General features: G+C 67.2%; 20 protein-coding genes and 1 tRNA gene. 6 read left to right on the top strand and 15 right to left on the bottom strand.

Features of this window, described 5'->3' with window-relative positions:
- Window positions 1-192: 192 nt before the first annotated feature.
- The 3 genes from hisD to C4N9_RS10605 all read right to left on the bottom strand — a co-directional run bounded on the left by hisD (window position 193) and on the right by C4N9_RS10605 (window position 2,259).
- Window positions 193-1,494 (bottom strand): histidinol dehydrogenase, encoded by a 1,302-nt coding sequence (gene hisD, locus C4N9_RS10615; protein WP_109533309.1) that lies wholly within the window; start codon window positions 1,492-1,494, stop codon window positions 193-195.
- 70 nt (window positions 1,495-1,564) lie between these two features.
- On the bottom strand, window positions 1,565-2,059 hold the full coding sequence (locus C4N9_RS10610) for a DUF2948 family protein (RefSeq protein WP_109533308.1): 495 nt from the start codon (window positions 2,057-2,059) through the stop codon (window positions 1,565-1,567).
- Complete coding sequence (locus tag C4N9_RS10605) at window positions 2,056-2,259, bottom strand: hypothetical protein (protein ID WP_109533307.1); 204 nt, start codon at window positions 2,257-2,259, stop codon at window positions 2,056-2,058. Before C4N9_RS10605 ends, C4N9_RS10610 begins: the two co-directional genes overlap by 4 nt.
- A gap of 86 nt (window positions 2,260-2,345) precedes the next feature.
- Here C4N9_RS10605 and C4N9_RS10600 point away from each other — a divergent pair.
- Both C4N9_RS10600 and C4N9_RS10595 read left to right on the top strand, forming a co-directional pair.
- Window positions 2,346-2,420: transfer RNA gene (locus C4N9_RS10600), tRNA-Thr, on the top strand.
- Window positions 2,421-2,585: 165 nt separating this feature from the next.
- Window positions 2,586-3,770, top strand: a complete 1,185-nt coding sequence (locus tag C4N9_RS10595; protein WP_245902517.1) for an ROK family transcriptional regulator — start codon at window positions 2,586-2,588, stop codon at window positions 3,768-3,770.
- A 6-nt stretch (window positions 3,771-3,776) separates the two neighbouring features.
- On the opposite strand, the gene C4N9_RS10590 is transcribed toward C4N9_RS10595, so the two are convergent.
- Window positions 3,777-4,124, bottom strand: a complete 348-nt coding sequence (locus tag C4N9_RS10590; protein WP_109533305.1) for a hypothetical protein — start codon at window positions 4,122-4,124, stop codon at window positions 3,777-3,779.
- A 60-nt stretch (window positions 4,125-4,184) separates the two neighbouring features.
- Window positions 4,185-4,883 (bottom strand): GDSL-type esterase/lipase family protein, encoded by a 699-nt coding sequence (locus C4N9_RS10585; RefSeq protein ID WP_109533304.1) that lies wholly within the window; start codon window positions 4,881-4,883, stop codon window positions 4,185-4,187.
- Between the two features lie 174 nt (window positions 4,884-5,057).
- Between C4N9_RS10585 and C4N9_RS10580 the strand changes: the two genes are divergently transcribed.
- Window positions 5,058-5,453, top strand: coding sequence for a rhodanese-like domain-containing protein (locus C4N9_RS10580; protein ID WP_109533303.1), 396 nt, complete (start codon window positions 5,058-5,060; stop codon window positions 5,451-5,453).
- Window positions 5,454-5,459: 6 nt separating this feature from the next.
- Here the strand turns inward: C4N9_RS10580 and C4N9_RS10575 are convergent, their stop codons facing one another.
- The 3 genes from C4N9_RS10575 to dapD form a co-directional block, all read right to left on the bottom strand.
- Complete coding sequence (locus C4N9_RS10575; protein WP_109533302.1) at window positions 5,460-6,488, bottom strand: sodium:calcium antiporter; 1,029 nt, start codon at window positions 6,486-6,488, stop codon at window positions 5,460-5,462.
- A gap of 112 nt (window positions 6,489-6,600) precedes the next feature.
- Window positions 6,601-6,855 (bottom strand): GlsB/YeaQ/YmgE family stress response membrane protein, encoded by a 255-nt coding sequence (locus C4N9_RS10570; RefSeq protein WP_109533301.1) that lies wholly within the window; start codon window positions 6,853-6,855, stop codon window positions 6,601-6,603.
- 138 nt (window positions 6,856-6,993) lie between these two features.
- On the bottom strand, window positions 6,994-7,821 hold the full coding sequence (gene dapD, locus C4N9_RS10565; RefSeq protein ID WP_109533300.1) for a 2,3,4,5-tetrahydropyridine-2,6-dicarboxylate N-succinyltransferase: 828 nt from the start codon (window positions 7,819-7,821) through the stop codon (window positions 6,994-6,996).
- Between the two features lie 138 nt (window positions 7,822-7,959).
- Here dapD and C4N9_RS10560 point away from each other — a divergent pair, with 138 nt between their 5' ends.
- Window positions 7,960-8,355 carry a VOC family protein gene (locus C4N9_RS10560; protein WP_109533299.1) on the top strand — a complete coding sequence of 132 codons (396 nt, stop codon included), beginning with the start codon at window positions 7,960-7,962 and terminating at the stop codon, window positions 8,353-8,355.
- Between the two features lies 1 nt (window position 8,356).
- On the opposite strand, the gene C4N9_RS10555 is transcribed toward C4N9_RS10560, so the two are convergent.
- Window positions 8,357-9,268, bottom strand: a complete 912-nt coding sequence (locus tag C4N9_RS10555; RefSeq protein WP_109533298.1) for a threonine/serine dehydratase — start codon at window positions 9,266-9,268, stop codon at window positions 8,357-8,359.
- A gap of 83 nt (window positions 9,269-9,351) precedes the next feature.
- Between C4N9_RS10555 and C4N9_RS10550 the strand changes: the two genes are divergently transcribed.
- Entirely contained in the window at window positions 9,352-10,287 is a 936-nt protein-coding gene (locus C4N9_RS10550) for an LOG family protein (RefSeq protein ID WP_109533297.1), read from the top strand.
- 41 nt (window positions 10,288-10,328) lie between these two features.
- Here the strand turns inward: C4N9_RS10550 and dapE are convergent, their stop codons facing one another.
- Window positions 10,329-11,480, bottom strand: coding sequence for a succinyl-diaminopimelate desuccinylase (dapE, locus tag C4N9_RS10545; RefSeq protein WP_109533296.1), 1,152 nt, complete (start codon window positions 11,478-11,480; stop codon window positions 10,329-10,331).
- 227 nt (window positions 11,481-11,707) lie between these two features.
- Here dapE and C4N9_RS10540 point away from each other — a divergent pair, with 227 nt between their 5' ends.
- Window positions 11,708-13,936 (top strand): ATP-binding protein, encoded by a 2,229-nt coding sequence (locus tag C4N9_RS10540; protein WP_168192202.1) that lies wholly within the window; start codon window positions 11,708-11,710, stop codon window positions 13,934-13,936.
- Window positions 13,937-14,839: 903 nt separating this feature from the next.
- Here C4N9_RS10540 and lexA read toward each other — a convergent pair.
- The 5 genes from lexA to C4N9_RS10515 form a co-directional block, all read right to left on the bottom strand.
- Entirely contained in the window at window positions 14,840-15,532 is a 693-nt protein-coding gene (gene lexA / locus C4N9_RS10535; protein WP_109533590.1) for a transcriptional repressor LexA, read from the bottom strand.
- 77 nt (window positions 15,533-15,609) lie between these two features.
- Window positions 15,610-16,785, bottom strand: coding sequence for a molybdopterin molybdotransferase MoeA (locus C4N9_RS10530; protein WP_109533294.1), 1,176 nt, complete (start codon window positions 16,783-16,785; stop codon window positions 15,610-15,612).
- Entirely contained in the window at window positions 16,782-17,264 is a 483-nt protein-coding gene (moaC, locus tag C4N9_RS10525; RefSeq protein ID WP_109533293.1) for a cyclic pyranopterin monophosphate synthase MoaC, read from the bottom strand. The genes C4N9_RS10530 and moaC overlap by 4 nt, the downstream gene beginning before the upstream one ends.
- Entirely contained in the window at window positions 17,261-18,061 is an 801-nt protein-coding gene (gene trpC, locus C4N9_RS10520) for an indole-3-glycerol phosphate synthase TrpC (RefSeq protein ID WP_109533292.1), read from the bottom strand. The genes moaC and trpC overlap by 4 nt, the downstream gene beginning before the upstream one ends.
- 193 nt (window positions 18,062-18,254) lie before the next feature.
- The gene (locus tag C4N9_RS10515; RefSeq protein ID WP_109533291.1) at window positions 18,255-18,755 is read right to left on the bottom strand and encodes an Lrp/AsnC family transcriptional regulator; all 501 of its coding nucleotides are present in this window, start codon (window positions 18,753-18,755) and stop codon (window positions 18,255-18,257) included.
- Between the last annotated feature and the right edge of the window lie 345 nt (window positions 18,756-19,100).

Below are 19,100 nucleotides of genomic sequence, written 5' to 3'. Positions count from 1 at the left end.
CAGAAAGACCGGGGGGCTGCCGCCCCGCCGCTATCAGAAAGACCGGGGGGCTGCCGCCCCGCCGCTATCAGAAAGACCGGGGGGCTGCCGCCCCCCGGGCCCCCCGCTTCAAGGAGGGTTTTCCACCCTCCTTGAAAATCCTCCCGAGGATATTTGCGGAACAAAGATGAAAAGGGCGGCGGGCGTGCCCGTTCAGTCGTTGAGCTTGTCGAGACGGGCGCGCACACTGAGGCCGTGGGCCTGGAGGCTCTCGCTGATGGCCAGCCGTTCCGCCGCCGGGCCGATGGCGCGCAGCGCATCGGGCGTCATCCGCGCCAGCGTCGTCCGTTTCATGAAATCGAGCACGCTCAGCCCCGACGAGAACCGCGCCGAACGGGCGGTCGGCAGGACGTGGTTGGGGCCGCCGACATAGTCTCCGATCGCCTCGGGCGTCCAGTGGCCCAGGAAGATCGCCCCGGCATGGCGGATCTGCGGCAGAAGGGCCTCGGGGTCATCGACGCAGAGTTCCAGATGCTCGGGCGCCATGCGGTTGGAGAGGGTCGCGGCCTCTTCGAGCGTGCCGACCACGATGACCGCGCCGTAATCGCGCCAGCTGGCCCCGGCAATGTCGCGCCGCTCGAGCGTTTCAAGGTGGCGCTCCACCGCCTGTGTGACCGCGTCGGCCTCGGCCTGCGAGGTGGTGATGAGAACGGATTGCGCGACCTGATCGTGTTCCGCCTGGCTGAGCAGGTCGAGCGCGATCCAGTCGGGATCGCCGGTGCCGTCACCGATCACGAGGATTTCCGAGGGCCCGGCGATCATGTCGATCCCGACGCGCCCGAAGACCCGGCGCTTGGCGGCGGCAACGAAGGCATTGCCGGGGCCGGTGATCTTGTCGACGGGGGCAATGGTCTGCGTGCCATAGGCCAGCGCTGCCACGGCCTGCGCGCCGCCCACGCGGTAGATCGTGTCGACGCCCGACAGTTTCGCGGCCAGCACCACGAGCGGGTTCACAGCGCCGCCCGGCGTCGGGCAGACGACCACAAGCCGCCCGACGCCTGCGACCTTGGCGGGAATGGCGTTCATCAGCACCGAGGACGGATAGCTCGCCTGCCCACCGGGCACATAGAGCCCCGCCGCGGCCACGGCCGACCAGCGCCAGCCGAGTTCGGCGCCCGAGGCTTCGGTCCAGCGCGCGTCTTCGGGCGTCTGGCGTTCGTGATAGGCGCGGATGCGCGCGGCGGCGAGTTCGAGCGCGGCGCGGTCCTCGGGCGTGACCTGCGCGCAGAAAGCGTCGATCTCGGCCTCGGAGAAAGCCAGCGTTTCGGGCGTGAGATCGAGCCGGTCGAATTTCGACGTCAGCTCGATCAGCGCGTCGTCGCCGCGGGCGCGCACATCCTCGATGATCCCCGCGACGATGGCATCCACATCGGCGCTGTCTTCGCGCTTCATGCCCAGAAGATGGGTGAAATCAGCCTCGAAACCGGGATTCTGGCTGTTCAGAAACTGGGGCATGGCGATCTCCTGTGCGCGTATGGCGCAGCGATAGGGGATCGGCGGGCGATGGGCAAGCGGGCGGGCGGGCTCAGTCGGGATGGTGCGGGACATGGCCCGAGGGCGCGGCATAGGGCCGCGTGACGTCGCTGAGCTCGACCTCGAGACATTCGACGGTCAGTTGCAACGCCCCGTCGCCCGCGAAGGTCAGGACCACGCGGCCCGGACCGGCGGGCTCGCCCGCTTCGACCGGCGCGTCGGGCGTGTAATCGACCGACAGGAGCGACAGCACGGTGTCGCTGTCGCGCGTCAGGCCCTGATGGGCCACGGCGGTGACATCGCTGAGATCGAGCAGGCTGCGCACCCGTTCGACCCGGCGGCCCGACGCCTTGGCGCGTGATTCGTCTTCCCAGCGGAAACGGTTGAGCAGCAGGGTGAAACGGCGGCGCGCCTTGCTGTAGCGCAGATCGGCGCCGGTCAGCACCGAATCCTGCACCAGCGTCGAGATCACGTTGAGATCCTCGGCATCGCGGGCAATCAGCCGCAGCGGTGCGTCGTCCCCGTCTTCGAAACGGGCATCGGTCATGGCTTGTCCTTTTCCTCGGCGGGATCTGTATCGCCGCGCAGCTTCGCCTGCGCCTTGCGTTTGGCGATATTCGCCTTGAGCGCGGCTTTCACGCGCGCCTCTTTCGCGGCATCGCCCTTGGTGCCTTTGACCGAGGCCACGCGGCGGGCGCCGTCGAAGCCGTCGGCAGCGGGGTTCTGTTCGGGATCGCGCTTGGTCATGGGTCTGTCTTAGCGCCGGGTGAAATAATGTCCAGATGGGGCTTGCGCGGGGCGCGGGATGCGTCTATTCAGCCGCCCGTGGCAACGCTGCAGTAGCTCAGTGGTAGAGCACTCCCTTGGTAAGGGAGAGGTCGCGAGTTCAATCCTCGCTTGCAGCACCACCCTTCCCCTTCATCGTGGACAGGGCGCGGAAGGCGCACCGGATAGGCCGTTTTTCGGCGCCGGCGGAGCTGTTTGTCGAATAATTCACTCTTGTTGAGCAATTATTGACCCCTGCCCGTGCGCGCGGCATCCTGCCTTGACCGACACACAGGATGGTCAGCCCGATGGATGATGCGCCGCCGCCCCCTGCCCCGGGCACCAACCAGACCGGGATGCGCGCGCGCAACGAGCGGCTGGTGCTGACGCTGATCCGGCGTCAGGGGCCGCTTGCGAAATCCGAAATCACCCGCCTGACCGGCCTGTCAGCGCAAAGCGTGTCGGTCATCATGCGGGCGCTTGAAGCCGAGGGGCTGCTCACGCGCGAGGCGCCGCAGCGCGGGCGGGTGGGACAGCCCTCGGTGCCGATGGCGCTGGCGCCGCGCGGAGCGCTGTTCTTCGGGCTGCGAATCGGGCGGCGCGCGGTCGAGATGGTGCTGATCGACTTTCTGGGCACCTGCCTTGCCCGGCGCAGCGCGCGCCATGCTGCGCCGGATGTCGACGCGGTGTTGCGATTCGCGCACGAATCGCTGGCCGCGATCAGCGCGGATCTGCCCGAGGCCGAGCATGCGCGAATCGCCGGGCTGGGGATCGCCCTGCCCGACCGGGTGTGGGACTGGCCCGAGGCCGCAGATGGCGCCGCAACCCGGCTGCGGGACTGGGCCGAGCGGGACATCGCCGCCGAGCTGGGCGCCGCGCTGCCCTTTCCGGTCACGCTGCACAACGACGCGAACGCGGCCTGCGGGGCCGAGCTGACCTTCGGCAGGCATCGGGACGCGCGCGATTTCCTGCACATTCACATGGGATTCTATATCGGCGGCGGGATCGTGCTGGACGGACGGCTTTACACCGGCGCCCGGGGGCTTGCCGGCGCGCTGGGATCCATGCCGGTGCGCGACGGGGCGGGGCAGATGCGACAACTGATCGCGCTGGCCTCGCTGAGCGGGCTGGAGCGCGCGCTGTGGGAGGCGGGCCTCGATGGCAGCGCGCTGTGGGAGACGCCCGAAGGCTGGGCCCTGCCTGCGCCCCTGGCCGAGGCGTGGCTGGCCCGTGCCGCCCCCGCCATCGCGCAGGCGATACGGGCGGCGGTGGCGGTGCTGGACCTGCCCCTGGTGATTCTGGACGGCTGGATGCCCGCTGACCTGCGCGGGGCGCTGGTGGCGCGCGTGCGCGCGGCGCTGGCCGCGCCGGGTGACGACGGGCTGCTGCGCGGGCTGGAGATGCCCGAGCTGCGCGAGGGATCGATCGGGCCGCAGGGCCGTGCGCTGGGAGCGGCCAGCGGCCCGTTGCGCGCGCGGTTCATGACCGGCTGAGCGCGCTCAGTCGTCGAACGGCGTCATCTGCGCGACGATCACCGCGTTTTCCTCGAGCGCGCGCTGCATCAGGGCGCGTTCCTCGGGGTCGATCTCGTCGCCCTGTGCCAGCCGGTCATCCAGCGTGCCGTAGCCGGTGACATCCAGGGGCGCCAGATCGGCCTGTTTCAGGATCGCCACGGTTTCGCGCACCGCCTCGGCTTCGTCCACGCCCGAGGCATAGCACAAAAGCCCCGCGCCGGTGCTGCCCTCGGGCAGGCCATCGCCCTCTTTGCGGCCGACCTGCACCAGCAGGGTGAAAACCTGCTGCGCGCGCTTTTTCTTCTCGGGTCTGGATTCGGCTTTGTCGGCCATGATCTCGCCTTTTGCTTTGCGCCGGTGATAGCGCGAAGCAGCTGCGGCGGAAAGGGCGTGTCAGACCCGAAGCCGGATCTCGCGCGCCTGACGCCGCGCCCACTCGGCATAGGCCGCCGTCGAGGGCACGAGACGGTCGGAGGTGCGCAGATCAGGCCGCAGCAGCGCCTGGTCGTAGGGCAAGCGGTAGATCGGCGGATGGGTGTCCTGCTCCAGCACCTTGTCCAGCGCGCGGGCATGGATCGCCAGCATCATCCGCCAGGGTTGCGGCAGGTGGGGCAGGCGTTCGACGGGCGGCAGGCCGGTGCGCCAGATCTGCCTTGCGCCATGATCAAGCAGAAGCTGCGCAATCGCGCGCTGCTGGTTGCGGAAACGGCGCGGCGAGACCTGTCTGCGCATGTCGGCGATGCCCAGCGCGGTGACGGCGACATCGATGCGCCCCAGATCAAGCGCGCGCAGGTGGCGCAGGGCCTGTGCCGAGGTCGCCATGAGCCGCGCCTCGACCCGCCAGTGCACGGTGAAGTCGCGTGCCAGATCGGCGACCAGATAGCCGGCAAAGGATTGCTCGAGCGAGGGCGCGCCCAGTCCCGCCGCGGCGCCATCGCCGAGGATGAATAGACGTAGCGCGGGGCCGGAACCGACGACCCCCTGTCGTGCACCGGGGACGGGTGGCAGCCGGGTGAGACGGCGCCAACTGGCCAAGGCCTGAGTCAGGGTGATCGGCGCCAGCGCCAGTCGGATGGGAAGCAACGCAAGCATGGAGGCGACTCATGGGAGAACTGGAACAGGGAACAGCCAGACCGTACCGAAGCCCGGGCGCAGGGCCTCGCGCTGTGGAATATCTGGACACAGAAGCGTAAACGAAGCCTTTCCAATCCCCCTTGCGCATCGTTTTTTCCCGTGTTTGCCTGACGTTGAAACAGGGAGACCCGCATGAAACGCGTCAAAGAGATGGTGGCCGAAGCCAACGAGGTCGTCGCCCACGCCCCCGCTGCCGAGCTTCTGGACCTGCACGGGCAAGAGGGTGTCACCTTCGTCGATCTACGCGACCCGCGCGAGCTTGAGCGCGAGGGCATGATCCCCGGCGCCTTTCACTGCCCGCGGGGTATGCTGGAATTCTGGATCGATCCCGAAAGCCCCTATGCCAAGCCGCAATTCCAGACCGGCGACAAGTTCGTGTTCTATTGCGCCTCGGGCTGGCGCTCGGCCCTGTCGGCGCGGGTCGCGCAGGAAATGGGGCTGGAAAACGTGATGCACATCACCGACGGGTTCGGCGGCTGGAAAGGCTCGGGCGGGCCGGTGGGCGAAAAGCCGCAAAAGAAGGGCTGAGGCGGGTCAGGCGAACAACTCGACCGCCACCGCCAGCGCATAGACCGCGATCAGCAGCACGCTCTCGATCCCGATCCGCGCGGGACCATTGCGCTGGCGCAGGATCAATCCGCCCAGCAGGATCGCGGTCATCAGCATGCCCGTCGACAGCCAGTACAGATCCGTGGGCCCGATCGCCTGATAGATCGACCCGTCGCGATAGGCGACATCCGAAAACACCATGAACAACGTGTCGAAGGTGTTGCCGCCGATGATCCCGCCCACGGCCAGTTGCAGCGATCCCTTGCGGACCGCGACCAGCGTGGTGACAAGCTCGGGCAGCGAGGTGATCACGGCGGTCATCAGCGCGCCCACCATGCTGGACGACAGGCCGAAACGGGTGATGAAGGTTCCGCCCACCTGGCTGATGACCCAGCCGCACAGGCCCATGATCACCACCAGCCCGGCAAAGACGAGGGCCGGGCGGGTGACGGGCGCGTCGGGGTCGTTGTCATCCTCGGGCTCGTCGCGCCGCGTCTCCGAGGTCTGGACGGGCCGCCACATCGGCCGCTCGCCCACCTGCGCGGACAGCCGAACGCCCGCGATATAGGTGAAGAACATCACCACCGAGACCGGATGCACCGACCAGACCGAGATATCGGGCCCCGCCATCGCCGCGACGGGCAAGGACAGCATCGCCATCAGCAGCACCGCCTGGAACAGGTTGGCGGGCTCGGCGGCGGCGTGTTCCAGGTTGGCGCGCTTGTAGAGCAGATCCGCGATGGCCAGGAACAGCGTCTGCGCGGCGATGCCTCCCACGGCGTTCGAGACCGCGAAGGACGCGTCTCCCCCCGCAGCGCCCGTGACCGATACCACGATCCCCGACAGCGAGGTGGCGCCCCCCAGGATGACCGCGCCCGCCATAGCCTCGCCGATGCGGGTCCGGTCGGCGATCAGGTCGGCCAGATGCGTGGCGCGGATCGACACCGCGACGACCACCGCGCCCGCGGCAAAGAAGACGACAAGCAACAGGGACAGCGGCAGGTCCGCGAACATCGGCGCTCCGGCTTGGGACAATGGGGGAAAAGCGAAAGCCGGGCGCGGCGGGGCGCCCGGCTTCGTCACGTCACGACAGGATGTCGTGCAGGGCCGTCAAAAGGCGATCCGGTCAGGCCGTGCGGCGGAACATCCGCGCGATGGCGATCAGGATGCAGGCGCCGATGAAGCCCACGACCAGCTGGCCGATCCAGCCACCCAGCGTCGCGCCGACAAGGGCCACGAGAATGAAGTTCAGGATCACCGCTCCGGCGATACCGAGGATGATGTTCATCAGGATGCCCATGTTCGATTTCATGAACTGTTCGGCAAGCCAGCCGGCGATGCCGCCGATGATGATCGCCGCGATCCAACCAAGTCCGGTCATGGAAGTACCCCCAAAGGATTGTGTGACACCGGGCCGCACCCGGTTATTGCGGGGTTAACAAGCCGGGCGCGGAAAAAGTTCCGCCGCCCGGCCTTGTTTTCAAAGGCGGGCGGCGGCCCCATCCAGCGGGGGATGCGGTCAGTCGCGCAGCAGCTCGTTGATCGAGGTCTTCGAGCGGGTCTTGGCGTCCACGCGCTTCACGATCACCGCGCAATACAGGCTGACGCCGCCGGTCGAGGGCATCGAGCCCGCCACCACGACCGAGCCGGCCGGGACTTCGCCATACATGACTTCGCCCGTGGCGCGGTCGACGATCTTGGTCGACTGGCCGATGAACACGCCCATGCCCAGAACCGAGCCCTCGCGCACGATCACGCCTTCGACCACTTCCGAGCGCGCGCCGATGAAGCAGTGATCCTCGATGATGGTCGGACCGGCCTGCATCGGTTCCAGCACGCCGCCGATGCCGACACCGCCCGACAGGTGCACGTTCTTGCCGATCTGCGCGCAGGAGCCGACGGTGGCCCAGGTATCGACCATGGTGCCGGTATCGACATAGGCGCCCAGGTTCACGAAGGACGGCATCAGCACCACGCCCGGGGCGATATAGGCCGATTTGCGCACGACGCAGTTGGGGACGGCGCGGAAGCCCGCTTCTTTCCACTGCGCGGCGTCCCAGCCCTTGAATTTGCTGTCGACCTTGTCCCACCAGCCGCCGCCCTGCGGGCCGCCCGACTGCTCTTCCATGTCCTTCAGGCGGAAGCCCAGCAGAACCGCCTTCTTGGCCCATTGGTTGACATGCCAGGTGCCGTCCTCGCCGCGTTCGGCTACCCGCAGCGACCCCGAATCGAGCGCGGCCAGCGTCGCTTCGATGGCGTCGCGGGTTTCGCCCTTGGTCGCGGGGGTGATCCCGTCGCGGGCCTCCCAGGCGGCTTCGATGGCGGTTTCGAGTGCGGCGTTCGACATGGGGCGCTTCTCCGGTGTTTTCGGTTGCCAAGCCCTATAGCGGGCGGCGGGCCTGCGGACAATGCAGCGCTTTCGCTTCCGGTTTGCATCGCCGCCGCGACAGGCTAGATCGCAGCGGCGACATGACAGGAGTTTCCCATGGCCAAGATGATCCACTCGATGATCCGCGTGCTGGACGAGGCGCGCTCACTTGCCTTCTACGACACGGCCTTCGGGCTGAAGGTCGCCGACCGGCTGGATTTCGACGCTTTCACGCTGATCTACCTGTCGAACCCGGAAACCGGATTCGAGCTGGAATTGACGGTGAACAAGGACCGAACCGAGCCCTACGATCTGGGCGACGGCTACGGGCATCTGGCGGTGTCGGTCGATGACGTCACCGCCGAGCATGCCCGGTTCGAGGCCGAGGGCCTGTCGCCGCGCAATCTGGTGGATTTCGCGCCGGAGGGCGAGGTAATCGCACGCTTTTTCTTCGTCGCCGATCCCGACGGCTACCAGATCGAGGTCCTGCAGCGCGGCGGGCGCTACCTGTAATTCAGACCGGCTCCGGGGCGGGGTTGGCGCCGCACAGAAGCACCGCCACCCGCTCGCCCTCGGCCGGGCGATAGGCGCCCGAGATCAGCGCTGCCAGCGCCGTGGCTCCGGCGGGTTCGACCAGAAGCCGGGCCTCGCGCCACAACAGGCGCTGCGCTTCGGTGATCGCCGCGTCGCTGACCAGCACGGTGTCGATCCCTTGCCCCGCCGCCAGCCCGTAGCACAGCGCGCCGACCCGGCGCGCGCCCAGCGCATTGGCGGCGACGCCCGAGACCTCGACATCGACCGGCTCGCCCGCTTTCAGCGCCGCGTGCAGCGCGCAGGAAGTTTCCGGCTCGACCGCGACGACCTTGCGCGCGCCCTGCCACCAGCCCAGCGATCCGCCGATCAGCCCGCCGCCGCCCACCGCGATCAGCACGGTGTCGGCGCTCAGCCCCTGTTCGTCCCATTCGCGCGCCAGCGTCCCCTGCCCGGCCAGCGTGCCGGTCGCGTCATAGGCATGCACCTGCATCGCGCCGGTTTTCTTCTCGTAGGCAAGGGCTGCCTCGAGCGCGTCGGCATATTGCCCGGGCACCACGGTCAAGCCTGCGCCCGTCCGCTCGATCAACGCGATTTTCGACGGGCCCGCCATTTCCGGCACGAAGATCTGCGCGGGGATGCCAAGGCTTGCGGCCGCATGACCCACCGCCGCGCCGTGATTGCCGCCCGAGGCCGCGACAACCCCGCCCTCGGGCACCGGCCCCTTGATCAGCGAATTGAACGCGCCGCGGGCCTTGAAGCTGCCGGTATGCTGCAGCTGTTCGAGCTTGATCTCGACCGCGTGGCCGCCCAACGTGATATCCATCGCAGGGGTTCGGCGGACATGGCCGGCGATGCGACCCGCTGCGGCTTCGATCTCTGCGCGCCAATCCATAAGTCTCTCCGCCTTGTGTTTCGCTGGTCATGGAGCCGCGGCAACACTACCTAGGGGGTCCGGAATGTGAAAGGGGAGCCGCCATGTCGAAACCGTCCAGCGACGAGACCATTACCGAGGCCAAGGCACGCGCCGAGACCCGGCAGGCGCGGCGTCACGCCTTTCGCGACAGCCATCAGGATATCGAGACCGCGCGCCAGATTCCGGTAACGCCGCAGACGCAATCGCCGACCTACCGTCTGGCCTTTGCCGATGACGATTTCCTCTGTCAGGACGACCTGCGCCCGGTGCGGCTGCAGCTGGAACTGCTCAAGCCCGAAATGGCGATGAACGAGGCCGGGGTGAAATCCACCGTGGTCTTGTTCGGCGGCGCGCGCATCCCCGAACCCGCCAAGAAGGACAGCGCCAAGACGCCGATGCTGGCCGAATTGTCGCATTACTACGACGAGGCCCGGATCTTCGCGCGGCGCATCACCGAGATGTCGCTGGCCGAAGGCGGCAACGACTGGATCGTGACCACCGGCGGCGGCCCCGGCGTGATGGAGGCGGGCAATCGCGGCGCCGAGGAAGCGGGCGGAAAGTCCATCGGGCTGAACATCGTGCTGCCGCACGAACAGGCGCCCAACCGCTACGTGACGCCCGAATTGTGCTTCAATTTCCATTACTTCGCGATCCGCAAGATGCATTTCCTGATGCGCGCCCGCGCCGTTGCCGTGTTCCCCGGCGGCTTCGGCACGCTGGACGAGATGTTCGAATCGCTGACGCTGATTCAGACGGGCCGGATGAAGCCGATTCCGTTCCTGCTGTTCGGGCGCGATTTCTGGGAAAAGATCGTCAACTGGGAGATGCTGGCCGCGGCCGGGACGATCTCGGCCGAGGATCTGAAGCTGTTCCGGATGGTCGAAACCGCGGACGAGGCGGTCGAGGCGATCCTGAACTGGCACAGCGAGGCCGCGCAGGAAGAGGCCGCCGAGGCCAAGGCGCGCGATGACGCCGCCGCGCGCAGCGACGGCGCCTGAAGCCCGCGCGACGGGCCGGGTTCCCGCTGCCGGGACCCGGTTTAGTTGTCGAAGTATCGGTCCAGGATGTGCCGGTACACGTCCTTCAGCTGGCGCACATGGGCCGTTTCGACATGCTCGTCCACCTGATGCATCGACTGCCCCACCAGCCCGAATTCGACCACCGGACAATGATCCTTGATGAACCGCGCATCCGAGGTGCCGCCCGTCGTCGACAAGGCGGGGCGGCGCCCGCAGCCCTTTTCGACCGCGTCGGACACCAGATCGGTGAACCATCCCGGCTGGGTGACGAAACTCTCGCCCGAAACCTTGACCGTCATCGAAAAGTCGATGCCGCTTTCCTCGCGGGCCCGGGCGATTTCCTTTTCCAGCCATGTCGTCAGGCTGGCGCCCGAATGGATGTCGTTGAAGCGGATATTCAGGACCGCCTTCGCGCTGGCCGGGATCACGTTGGTGGCCGGGTTGCCCACATCCACCGTGGTCAGCGCCAGCGTCGACGGATCGAACTGGCTGTTGCCCTGATCCAGCTCGTGACTGGCCAGCCGGTCGAGCAGCCGCACCAGCGCGGGCAGCGGGTTCTTCGCCCGGTGCGGATAGGCAGAATGGCCCTGCACGCCGCGCGCCTCGATCCGCGCGGTCATCGAGCCCCGGCGCCCGTTCTTGATCATCTCGCCCATCTCGGTGGGACAGGTCGGCTCGCCCACGAGGCAATGCGTCATCCGCTCGCCCTGCTCCGCCATCCAGTCCAGAAGCGCCACGGTTCCGTCCGTGGCGTCGCCCTCTTCATCCCCGGTGATCGCCAGCACCACGGCGCCGTCGGGCGGCGTTTCGCGCACGAAGTCCACCGCCGCCGCAACAAAAGCCGCCACGCCCGATTTCATGTCGCAGGCACCCCGGCCCCAGAGCTTGCCCTCGGCCTCGGTCGCGGAAAACGGATCGAAGCGCCATTCCGACGCATCGCCCGGCGGCACGACATCGGTATGCCCGTTGAAGCCGAAGGACTTGTTGGCCCCCTTCTGTCCCCAGCGGGCGAACAGGTTCGCGGTGCCGTTGCGGTCGACCCGCGTGCAGGTGAAACCCGCCGCTTCCAGCGTCTCCTGCAGCAGCACCACCGCGCCGCCCTCTGCGGGGGTGACCGAAGGGCAGCGGATCAGGCGCGCGGTCAAATCGACGGGATCGAGCTTTTCGGACATAGTGTTTCCTCATTCGGCGTTTATGCCGGGCTAGCCCAAGGCCCGGTGCGTCGCAAGTCGCGCCCCCTTGCCACGACACGGCTGGAAGGGCAGAATTAACGGTATTCGTGCGAAGGTTGCACGCGTCGGGGGATCCTCTCGGGTCTCTGTTTCCTCGGACCGGATGCGTCGCCCGCGCAGGGTGCCGACGGGTTCGTACCATCGGACGAATGGCCAGGACGGACAGCATGAACGACGAAACGACGGTCGACGAAGACATCATCAGCAATGAAACGCGGCTGACGCGCATTCAGGCGCTGGTCGTCGAGATCCTCAACAACCTTCTGCGCGCACCGATCGAACAGACCGACGCCGCGGTCGAAGAGGCCATCGCGCGGCTGGGCGATTACTGTCGGCGCGACCGGACCTATGTCTTCGTCCATCACGGCGAGATCACGCAGAACACGCATGAATGGTGCGCCGAAGGGATCGATCCGATGATCGACCACCTTCAGGAACTGCCGATCGAGCTGTACGGCCCGATTGCCGAGGATCTGGGCCGCGGCGATGTCGTCCACGTCCCCGATGTCAACGAATTGCCGCCAGACTCCCCCTCGCGCCTGACGCTCGAGGAGCAATCCGTCCGCTCGATCCTTCTGGTGCCGATGCGCTCGGAAGGCTCGACCTATGGCTTCGTGGGCTTCGACGGGGTGCACAAGACCCACTCGTTCCTCCCCGGCGAGGTCTATCTGCTGCAATCGGTGGCGGATGTGATCTGCTCGGTCCTGATCCGGCGCGAGCAGGACACCGACATGCGCATCGCCCAGCAGGAACTGGCCGACGAGCGTGCCTTCCTGTCCTCGATCACCTCGACCTCGGCGATGGGAATCGTGGTGATCGATACCGACGGGATCATCAATTTCGTCAACAACGCCGCAGAATCGATGCTGGGCGTCCCCAGCGTGCAGATGCTGGGCAGCCATCACGAGGACCCGGCCTTTTTCGGCTACCGGCGCGAGGACGGCTCGACCATTCCCGCCGGCGAGACGCCCTTCGACCTTGCCATGCGCATGGGCGTTCTGGCCCCGGTCGAGCGGTTGCAGCTGGCCACCCGGGATGGCGGCGAGCATTTCGTCTCGATCCACGCCGCGCCGGTGGTGCAGGAGGGGGGCACGCGCGCCCGCGTCGTCTACGCGCTGATTGACGTCACCGACCAGACCATGGCCGAGCGCAAGCGCGAGGAAGCGCTGGAAGAAGCCAACCGCGCCAACACCGCCAAGTCGAATTTCCTGGCCAAGATGAGCCACGAGATGCGCACACCGCTCAACGGCGTGCTGGGCGTGGCCGAGGTGCTGGAAAAACTGATCAACGATCCCGATCAGCGCCGCATGGTCAAGGTGATGCACGAATCCGGGGCGCTGCTTCTGAGCATCATCAACGACCTGCTCGACATGTCCAAGATCGAGGCCGACCTGATGGAGATCGAGGTCGTGCCCTTCATCCCCACCGAGCTGGCGCAGCGCATCGAATCGGTGCACACGCTGAAAGCGTCGGAAAAGCGCATCTCCTTCGGGGTCAGCGTGACGGGCGACGGGGACAGTGCGCGGCTGGGCGATCCCCACCGCATCCTGCAGATCATGCACAATGTCGTCTCGAACGCGATCAAGTTCACCGAGAACGGCTCGGTCGGGGTCGAGATCGATTGCGGCGCCTCGGGCGAGCTGACGATGACCGTACGCGATACCGGCATCGGCATGACCGAGGCGCAGTTGTCGCATCTGTTCGAGGATTTCGGCCAGGCCGACAGCTCGATCGCGCGACGGTTCGGCGGCACCGGTCTGGGCATGCCGATCGTCAACCGGCTGGTCGACATGATGCAGGGCAAGATCAGCGTCGAGACGATCCCCAATGCCGGGACCACGATCGTCATCACCCTGCCCGTCCCGCGCACCGACCTGCCCGACATGGCCGTTCCCGCGCCCGACCCCGCGCTGGTCGCGCCCGACCTGCAGGCGCTGCGGGTGCTGGCCGCCGATGACAACCGCACCAACCGGATGATCCTTGCGGCGATGATGGGGCAGCTCGGCATCGCCGCGGTGCTGGTCAATGGCGGCAGCGAGGCGCTCGAAGCCTATGAGCGCGAGGCGTTCGACCTGGTGATCCTCGACATCTCGATGCCGGATATGGACGGCGTCACGGTGCAGAAGGAAATCCGCACGCGCGAGGCCCGCCGCGTGGCCGAGGGCGACGCGCAGGCCGCCGGCGTGAAAGCGCTGCCGATCGTGGCCTTTACCGCCAACGCGATGGCGCATCAGGTGGAATCCTATCTGCGCGAGGGTTTCGACGATTGCCTGACGAAACCCCTGCATCTGGACCGCCTGCGCGAATCGCTGAGCGCGCTGATCGCCGATCGCGGCCGCCGCTGCCCGGCGCCCTCGACCCAGGGCGTCGTTCCGCTGCGGCGCTCCTCGGGCTGAGCGGAGCGCAAGAGGGACGGAGACGCCCGGGTCTCGGGCGGTCTTTCTGTTTGCTGAAAGTTTGAGGGCGGCGCGGGTCCGGAACAGGTTTGCGTGAACCGATGCCGCGCGCGGATCCGCAATCTTCGGTGTCCGCCGTCGAGGAAATGCCGGAGAAGGCGCCGGATTTGGCGATAGGCCATTCTCTGGACGGACCGCGCAGACCGTTTCCCGGTCTGCCGCACCGGACCGAAGCCGGATGCCCGTGACAAAGGACACCCCTGATCGGTCCGACGGCCCCTGCTCCCTGTCCCGGCGGTGTTGCCGAAAGACGAGAAGCGTCCAAGATCGGGATCCGGTTGGAGGCTTGCTGTCAGAGCGGTCATCACGTCTGCCGGTACCTCTGCCGCAGCCACGTCTTGCAGAAGCCACTGCGGTCCCCGCGATCTCCCGGCGTTGACCCGGAACCGTCTTTGCTACGAAGGTCCGCGACAAGGGCGGACGATGCCCTTCCGCGCCGCGCCCGCCCTCCCGCGTCAAAGGCGAGGCAAAGGCAGGACGATGAGGAGGCCCGACCGCGTCAGCCGCCAAACGAATGACAGTTTGTAAGCCAATTGCCGAAGAGACAGGCTTTCGCTCAAGACCCCTGCTTGGCGCAGGCCACCACTCAAGGGCGTGCCGCAAACGCACAGGGTTGAAGGCAAACGCCCGTCTCAGCGGTCCAAAGGGATAACGCCATTAGAGGCAATCCGGATCCGGCTACCAGAAGCTTGCGCCGGGATCGGTTCCCTGCCAGCGTCTTCCCGAAGCAGGCGCCCAAAGCCCCGAAACCGACGACCAAACCCTATATCCCACGCACGAATACCCATGCCCACGCGCGGCGACCGGCGCGCGCCATGACTGCGGGTCTACCGGCCCTTCGGCTCAGTAGCTGCGGATAAGGCCCACCAGGCGCCCCTGCACCGCGACCTGATCGTCGCGCAGAACACGGGTTTCATAGGCCGGGTTAGCCGCTTCCAGAGCGATCATGCCGCGCTGGCGGCGGAAGCGTTTCAGCGTCGCTTCCTGTCCTTCGACAAGCGCCACGACGATATCGCCGTTATCCGCCGTCGTTTGTTCGCGGATCACGACGATGTCGCCATCGTGGATCCCCGCTTCGATCATCGAATCGCCGCGCACTTCCAGCGCGTAGTGATCGCCCTTGCCCCCCAGCATCGAACCGGGCACGGCGACATGGCGCGACACTTCCGAGATCGCCTCGATCGGTGTACCGGCGGCGATGCGGCCCATGACCGGCAATTCCAGCGCGTGAACTTCGTGCACCGGCATCGCCCGCGCAGGCTGCGCCGGGGCGGCAACGGGTGCGCCGCCGTCGATCACTTCGGGCACGCGCTTTTCCAGCGCTTCGGGCATGCGCACCACTTCGATGGCGCGGGCGCGGTGGGCAAGACGCCGGATGAAGCCGCGTTCCTCCAGCGCCGTGATCAGCCGGTGGATCCCCGATTTCGACCGCAGGTTCAGCGCATCCTTCATCTCGTCGAAAGAGGGGGGCACCCCGTCACGCTTCATGCGTTCGTCGATCAGTTCCAGCAGTTCGAGCTGTTTGCGGGTCAGCATCGCGGCCTCCAACAGGGAAAGGTCAGGCGTTTTACCACTGTTCTACGCATGTTCCCCTTTTGTGTCAACCGCGATGACTACAAAAGCAGAACAGGCACCGCCTCGCCCGCCTCGCGTGGCCCGTCGCCCAGCGGGCGTTCCAGCAGCACGTTGGCGCCGGCGAGAACGCTCAGCAATGCGCTGTCCTGTCGCTCGAACGGGGTGACGATCCCGTCCTCGAGCCGCGCGCGCATGTAATGCGTCCGGGGGCCGGTCGGGCCGACAGCCGCCCCCAGCCGCGCCGTCATCCGTGCCGGTCCGACCGCCGCCTGCCCCAGCCAGCGACGCACCATCGGCAAAAGGAACAGATGCGCGGTCACCACCGCCGAAACCGGGTTCCCCGGCAGGCCCAAATAGGGCTTGCCCGAAAGCGTGCCGGCGATCAGCGGTTTGCCCGGACGCATGGCGATCTTGTAGAAGGCGCGCTGCATTCCCAGAGCCTCGCCCACCTGTCCGACAAGGTCATAATCCCCGACCGAGGCGCCACCGATCGTCACCGCGATATCGGCCTGCGCGGCCTCGGCCATCGCCGCTTCGAGCGCGTCGCGACGGTCGGGCGCGATGGGCAGGATCACCCCCTCGCCCCCCGCCTGATCGACCATCGCCTTCAGCGCGAAGGTGTTCGATGCGATGATCTGGTCGGGACCGGGATTTTCGCCAGGCATCACCAGCTCGTCCCCGGTGGCCAGAAGCGCGACGCGCGGACGCGGCGCGACCTCAACCTGCGCGACATTCATCGCCGCCAGCAGCGCCAGATCGGCGGGCGACAGCGCGCGCCCGGCATCGAGCGCGAACCCCGCCTCGAAATCGCCGCCGGCGGCGCGGATATTGGGACCGTTGCCGAGATTGGGCTGGATCGTGATCCGATCGCCCTCGCGCGTGACGTCTTCCTGAATGACGACATGATCCGCGCCTTCGGGCACTGGCGCGCCGGTGAAGATGCGCACGGCCTGCCCGGGGCCCACCTCCCCGCGCCAGCCATGCCCGGCGGCGGATTCGCCAATCACGGAAAAGACGGCGCCGACGGCAAGCTCGGCATCCCGCAACGCGTAGCCATCCATTGCCGCCGAGCGAAACGGCGGCTGCGCGCGCTGCGCGACGGCAGCCCGCGCCAGCGTCCGCCCCGCCGCCTGCGCCAGCGACACGGCCTCAGCCGCGCCCGAGGGCTTGACCAGCGCAAGGCATAGCGCTTCGGCTTCGGCGACGCGGATCATGCCCCGTTCCTGACATACGTCCCCGACTTTCCGCCCTCTTTGCGCAGGACGGCGATGCCGCCGATTTCCATGCCCTTCTCGACCGCCTTGAGCATGTCGTAGACGGTGAGCGCGGCGGTCGATGCGGCGGTGAGGGCTTCCATCTCGACCCCGGTCTGGCCGGTGGTCTTCACCTCGGCCAGAATGCGCACGCCCGGCAGGACTTCGTCGGGCGTCAGATCGACAGTCACCTTGGTGATCGGCAGGGGATGGCAGAGCGGGATCAGCTCGGACGTCTTCTTGGCCGCCATGATGCCCGCAAGCCGCGCGACGCCCAGAACGTCGCCCTTCTTCGCGGTACCCTGCAGGATATGCGCCAGCGTTTCGGGCTGCATGACGACATGCGCCGAGGCGGTCGCCACGCGCGCGGTCACGGGCTTGTCCGAGACATCGACCATCACCGCCCGCCCCTCGGCGTCGAAATGGGTGAGGCCGCTCATGACGCCACCGGATCGGCCAGCAGCGCGCGGGTCGCGGCGGCGACATCGTCCTGCCGCATGAGGCTTTCGCCGATGAGGAAGCAGCGCGCCCCGTGAGCGGCCATGTCCGCCAGGTCGGCGGGCGTGAAGAGACCGCTTTCCGACACCAGCATCCGCCCGTCGGGCACCCGCGCGGCCAGCCTGCGGGTCGTGTCGAGCGTCGTCTCGAAGGTGTTGAGATTGCGGTTGTTGATCCCGATCATCGGCGATTTCAGCGCCAGCGCGCGGTCGAGTTCGGCATCGTCATGGACCTCGATCAGCACGTCCATGCCCCAGCCCGTGGCGGCTTCTTCCAGTTCGGCCGCCTGCGCGTCGGAAACCGAGGCCATGATGATCAGGATGCAATCGGCGCCCCAGGCGCGGGCCTCGGCCACCTGGTAGGTGTCATAAAGGAAATCCTTGCGCAGGCAGGGCAGATCCACGGCGGCGCGGGCGGCTTTCAGGAAATCGGGCGCGCCCTGGAAGCTGGGCGTGTCGGTCAGCACCGACAGGCAGGTCGCGCCTCCCGCCTTGTAGGCGCGCGCGAGCGCCGGCGGGTCGAAATCGGCGCGGATGAGGCCCTTCGAGGGGCTCGCTTTCTTGATCTCGGCGATGAGCCCGTAGCCCGTGGCCGACGCCGTTTTCAGCGCGCGGTGAAAGCCGCGCGGGGCGTCGGCAGCGCGGGCCTCGGCCTCGACGCTTGCGAGCGGGCGCGCGGCTTTGGCGGCCGCGATTTCCTCAAGCTTGTAGGCCTTGATCTTGTCGAGAATGGTCGCCATGGGGGCCCTCCTTGCGGGGATCTAGGTAAAGCCTGCGGGCGGCGTTGAAAAGCGTTTCGCGCGAGGTCGCGGAAGGGCCCCGAACGGAGCGACACGCGAAACAGGGGGCTGCCGCCCCCTCTGGCCCGTTCCGGGCCATTCACCCCCGCGAGTATTTGGGGCAAAGTGAAAGGGCGAGTGTCCGGCGCGGGCGTCAGGCTTCGCGCGTATAGCGGTCTTCGAGCACGTCGAAGGGCACGCCGGGTTCATCCTTGGCGCCGCGGATGACGAGCGAGGTCTTGACCGAGGCCACGTTGTCGGCGGCCAGCAGGTCTTCGGTCAGGAAGGACTGGAAGGTCGAGAGGTCGGGCGCCACGCATTTGAGGATGAAGTCGATCTCGCCGTTGAGCATGTGGCATTCGCGCACCAGCGACCAGGCGCGGCAGCGATCCTCGAAGGCGCGCAGATCGGCCTCGTTCTGGCGATGCAGGCGGACCATGGCGAAAACCTGCACCTCGAAGCCCAGCGCGCGCACGTCGACACGCGCATGATAGCCCCGGATATAGCCCGCCTCTTCCAGCGTGCGCACGCGGCGCAGGCAGGGCGGGGCCGAGATCCCCACCCGCTTGGCCAGTTCGACATTGGTCATGCGTCCGTCGGCCTGCAATTCGGCAAGAATCATCCGGTCGATCGGGTCGAGTTTGCTGCCGGGCATCACGGCGGATCTCCTGTGTGTTTGCGCTTATGTAGGCATAGCGGGTCGAAGGCGCAATAATATTTCGTCTTAGCGAAATAAATGTGCGGAATATCGAGCGTTTCCGATCTTGGCCGCGCGGTTGCCAGGCCGGATGCGCCCCCGCTTGTCCGCATCGTCCCGAGAGGTTAGGTGCATCCCGACCCCTTGCCCGCCGCGTTCGCGCCATTATATGCGGGAAAATGAATACATACGGAGCGACGCCATGTCGGAAGCCATGTCCGGGACCAAACACACGCGCGTGCTGATCATCGGCTCGGGGCCTGCGGGCTATACGGCGGCGGTTTACGCGTCGCGGGCGATGCT

The sequence above is a fragment of the Pararhodobacter marinus genome (genome assembly GCF_003122215.1).
Classification (GTDB): domain Bacteria; phylum Pseudomonadota; class Alphaproteobacteria; order Rhodobacterales; family Rhodobacteraceae; genus Pararhodobacter; species Pararhodobacter marinus.
This window is presented reverse-complemented; position numbering and strand designations above follow the sequence as displayed.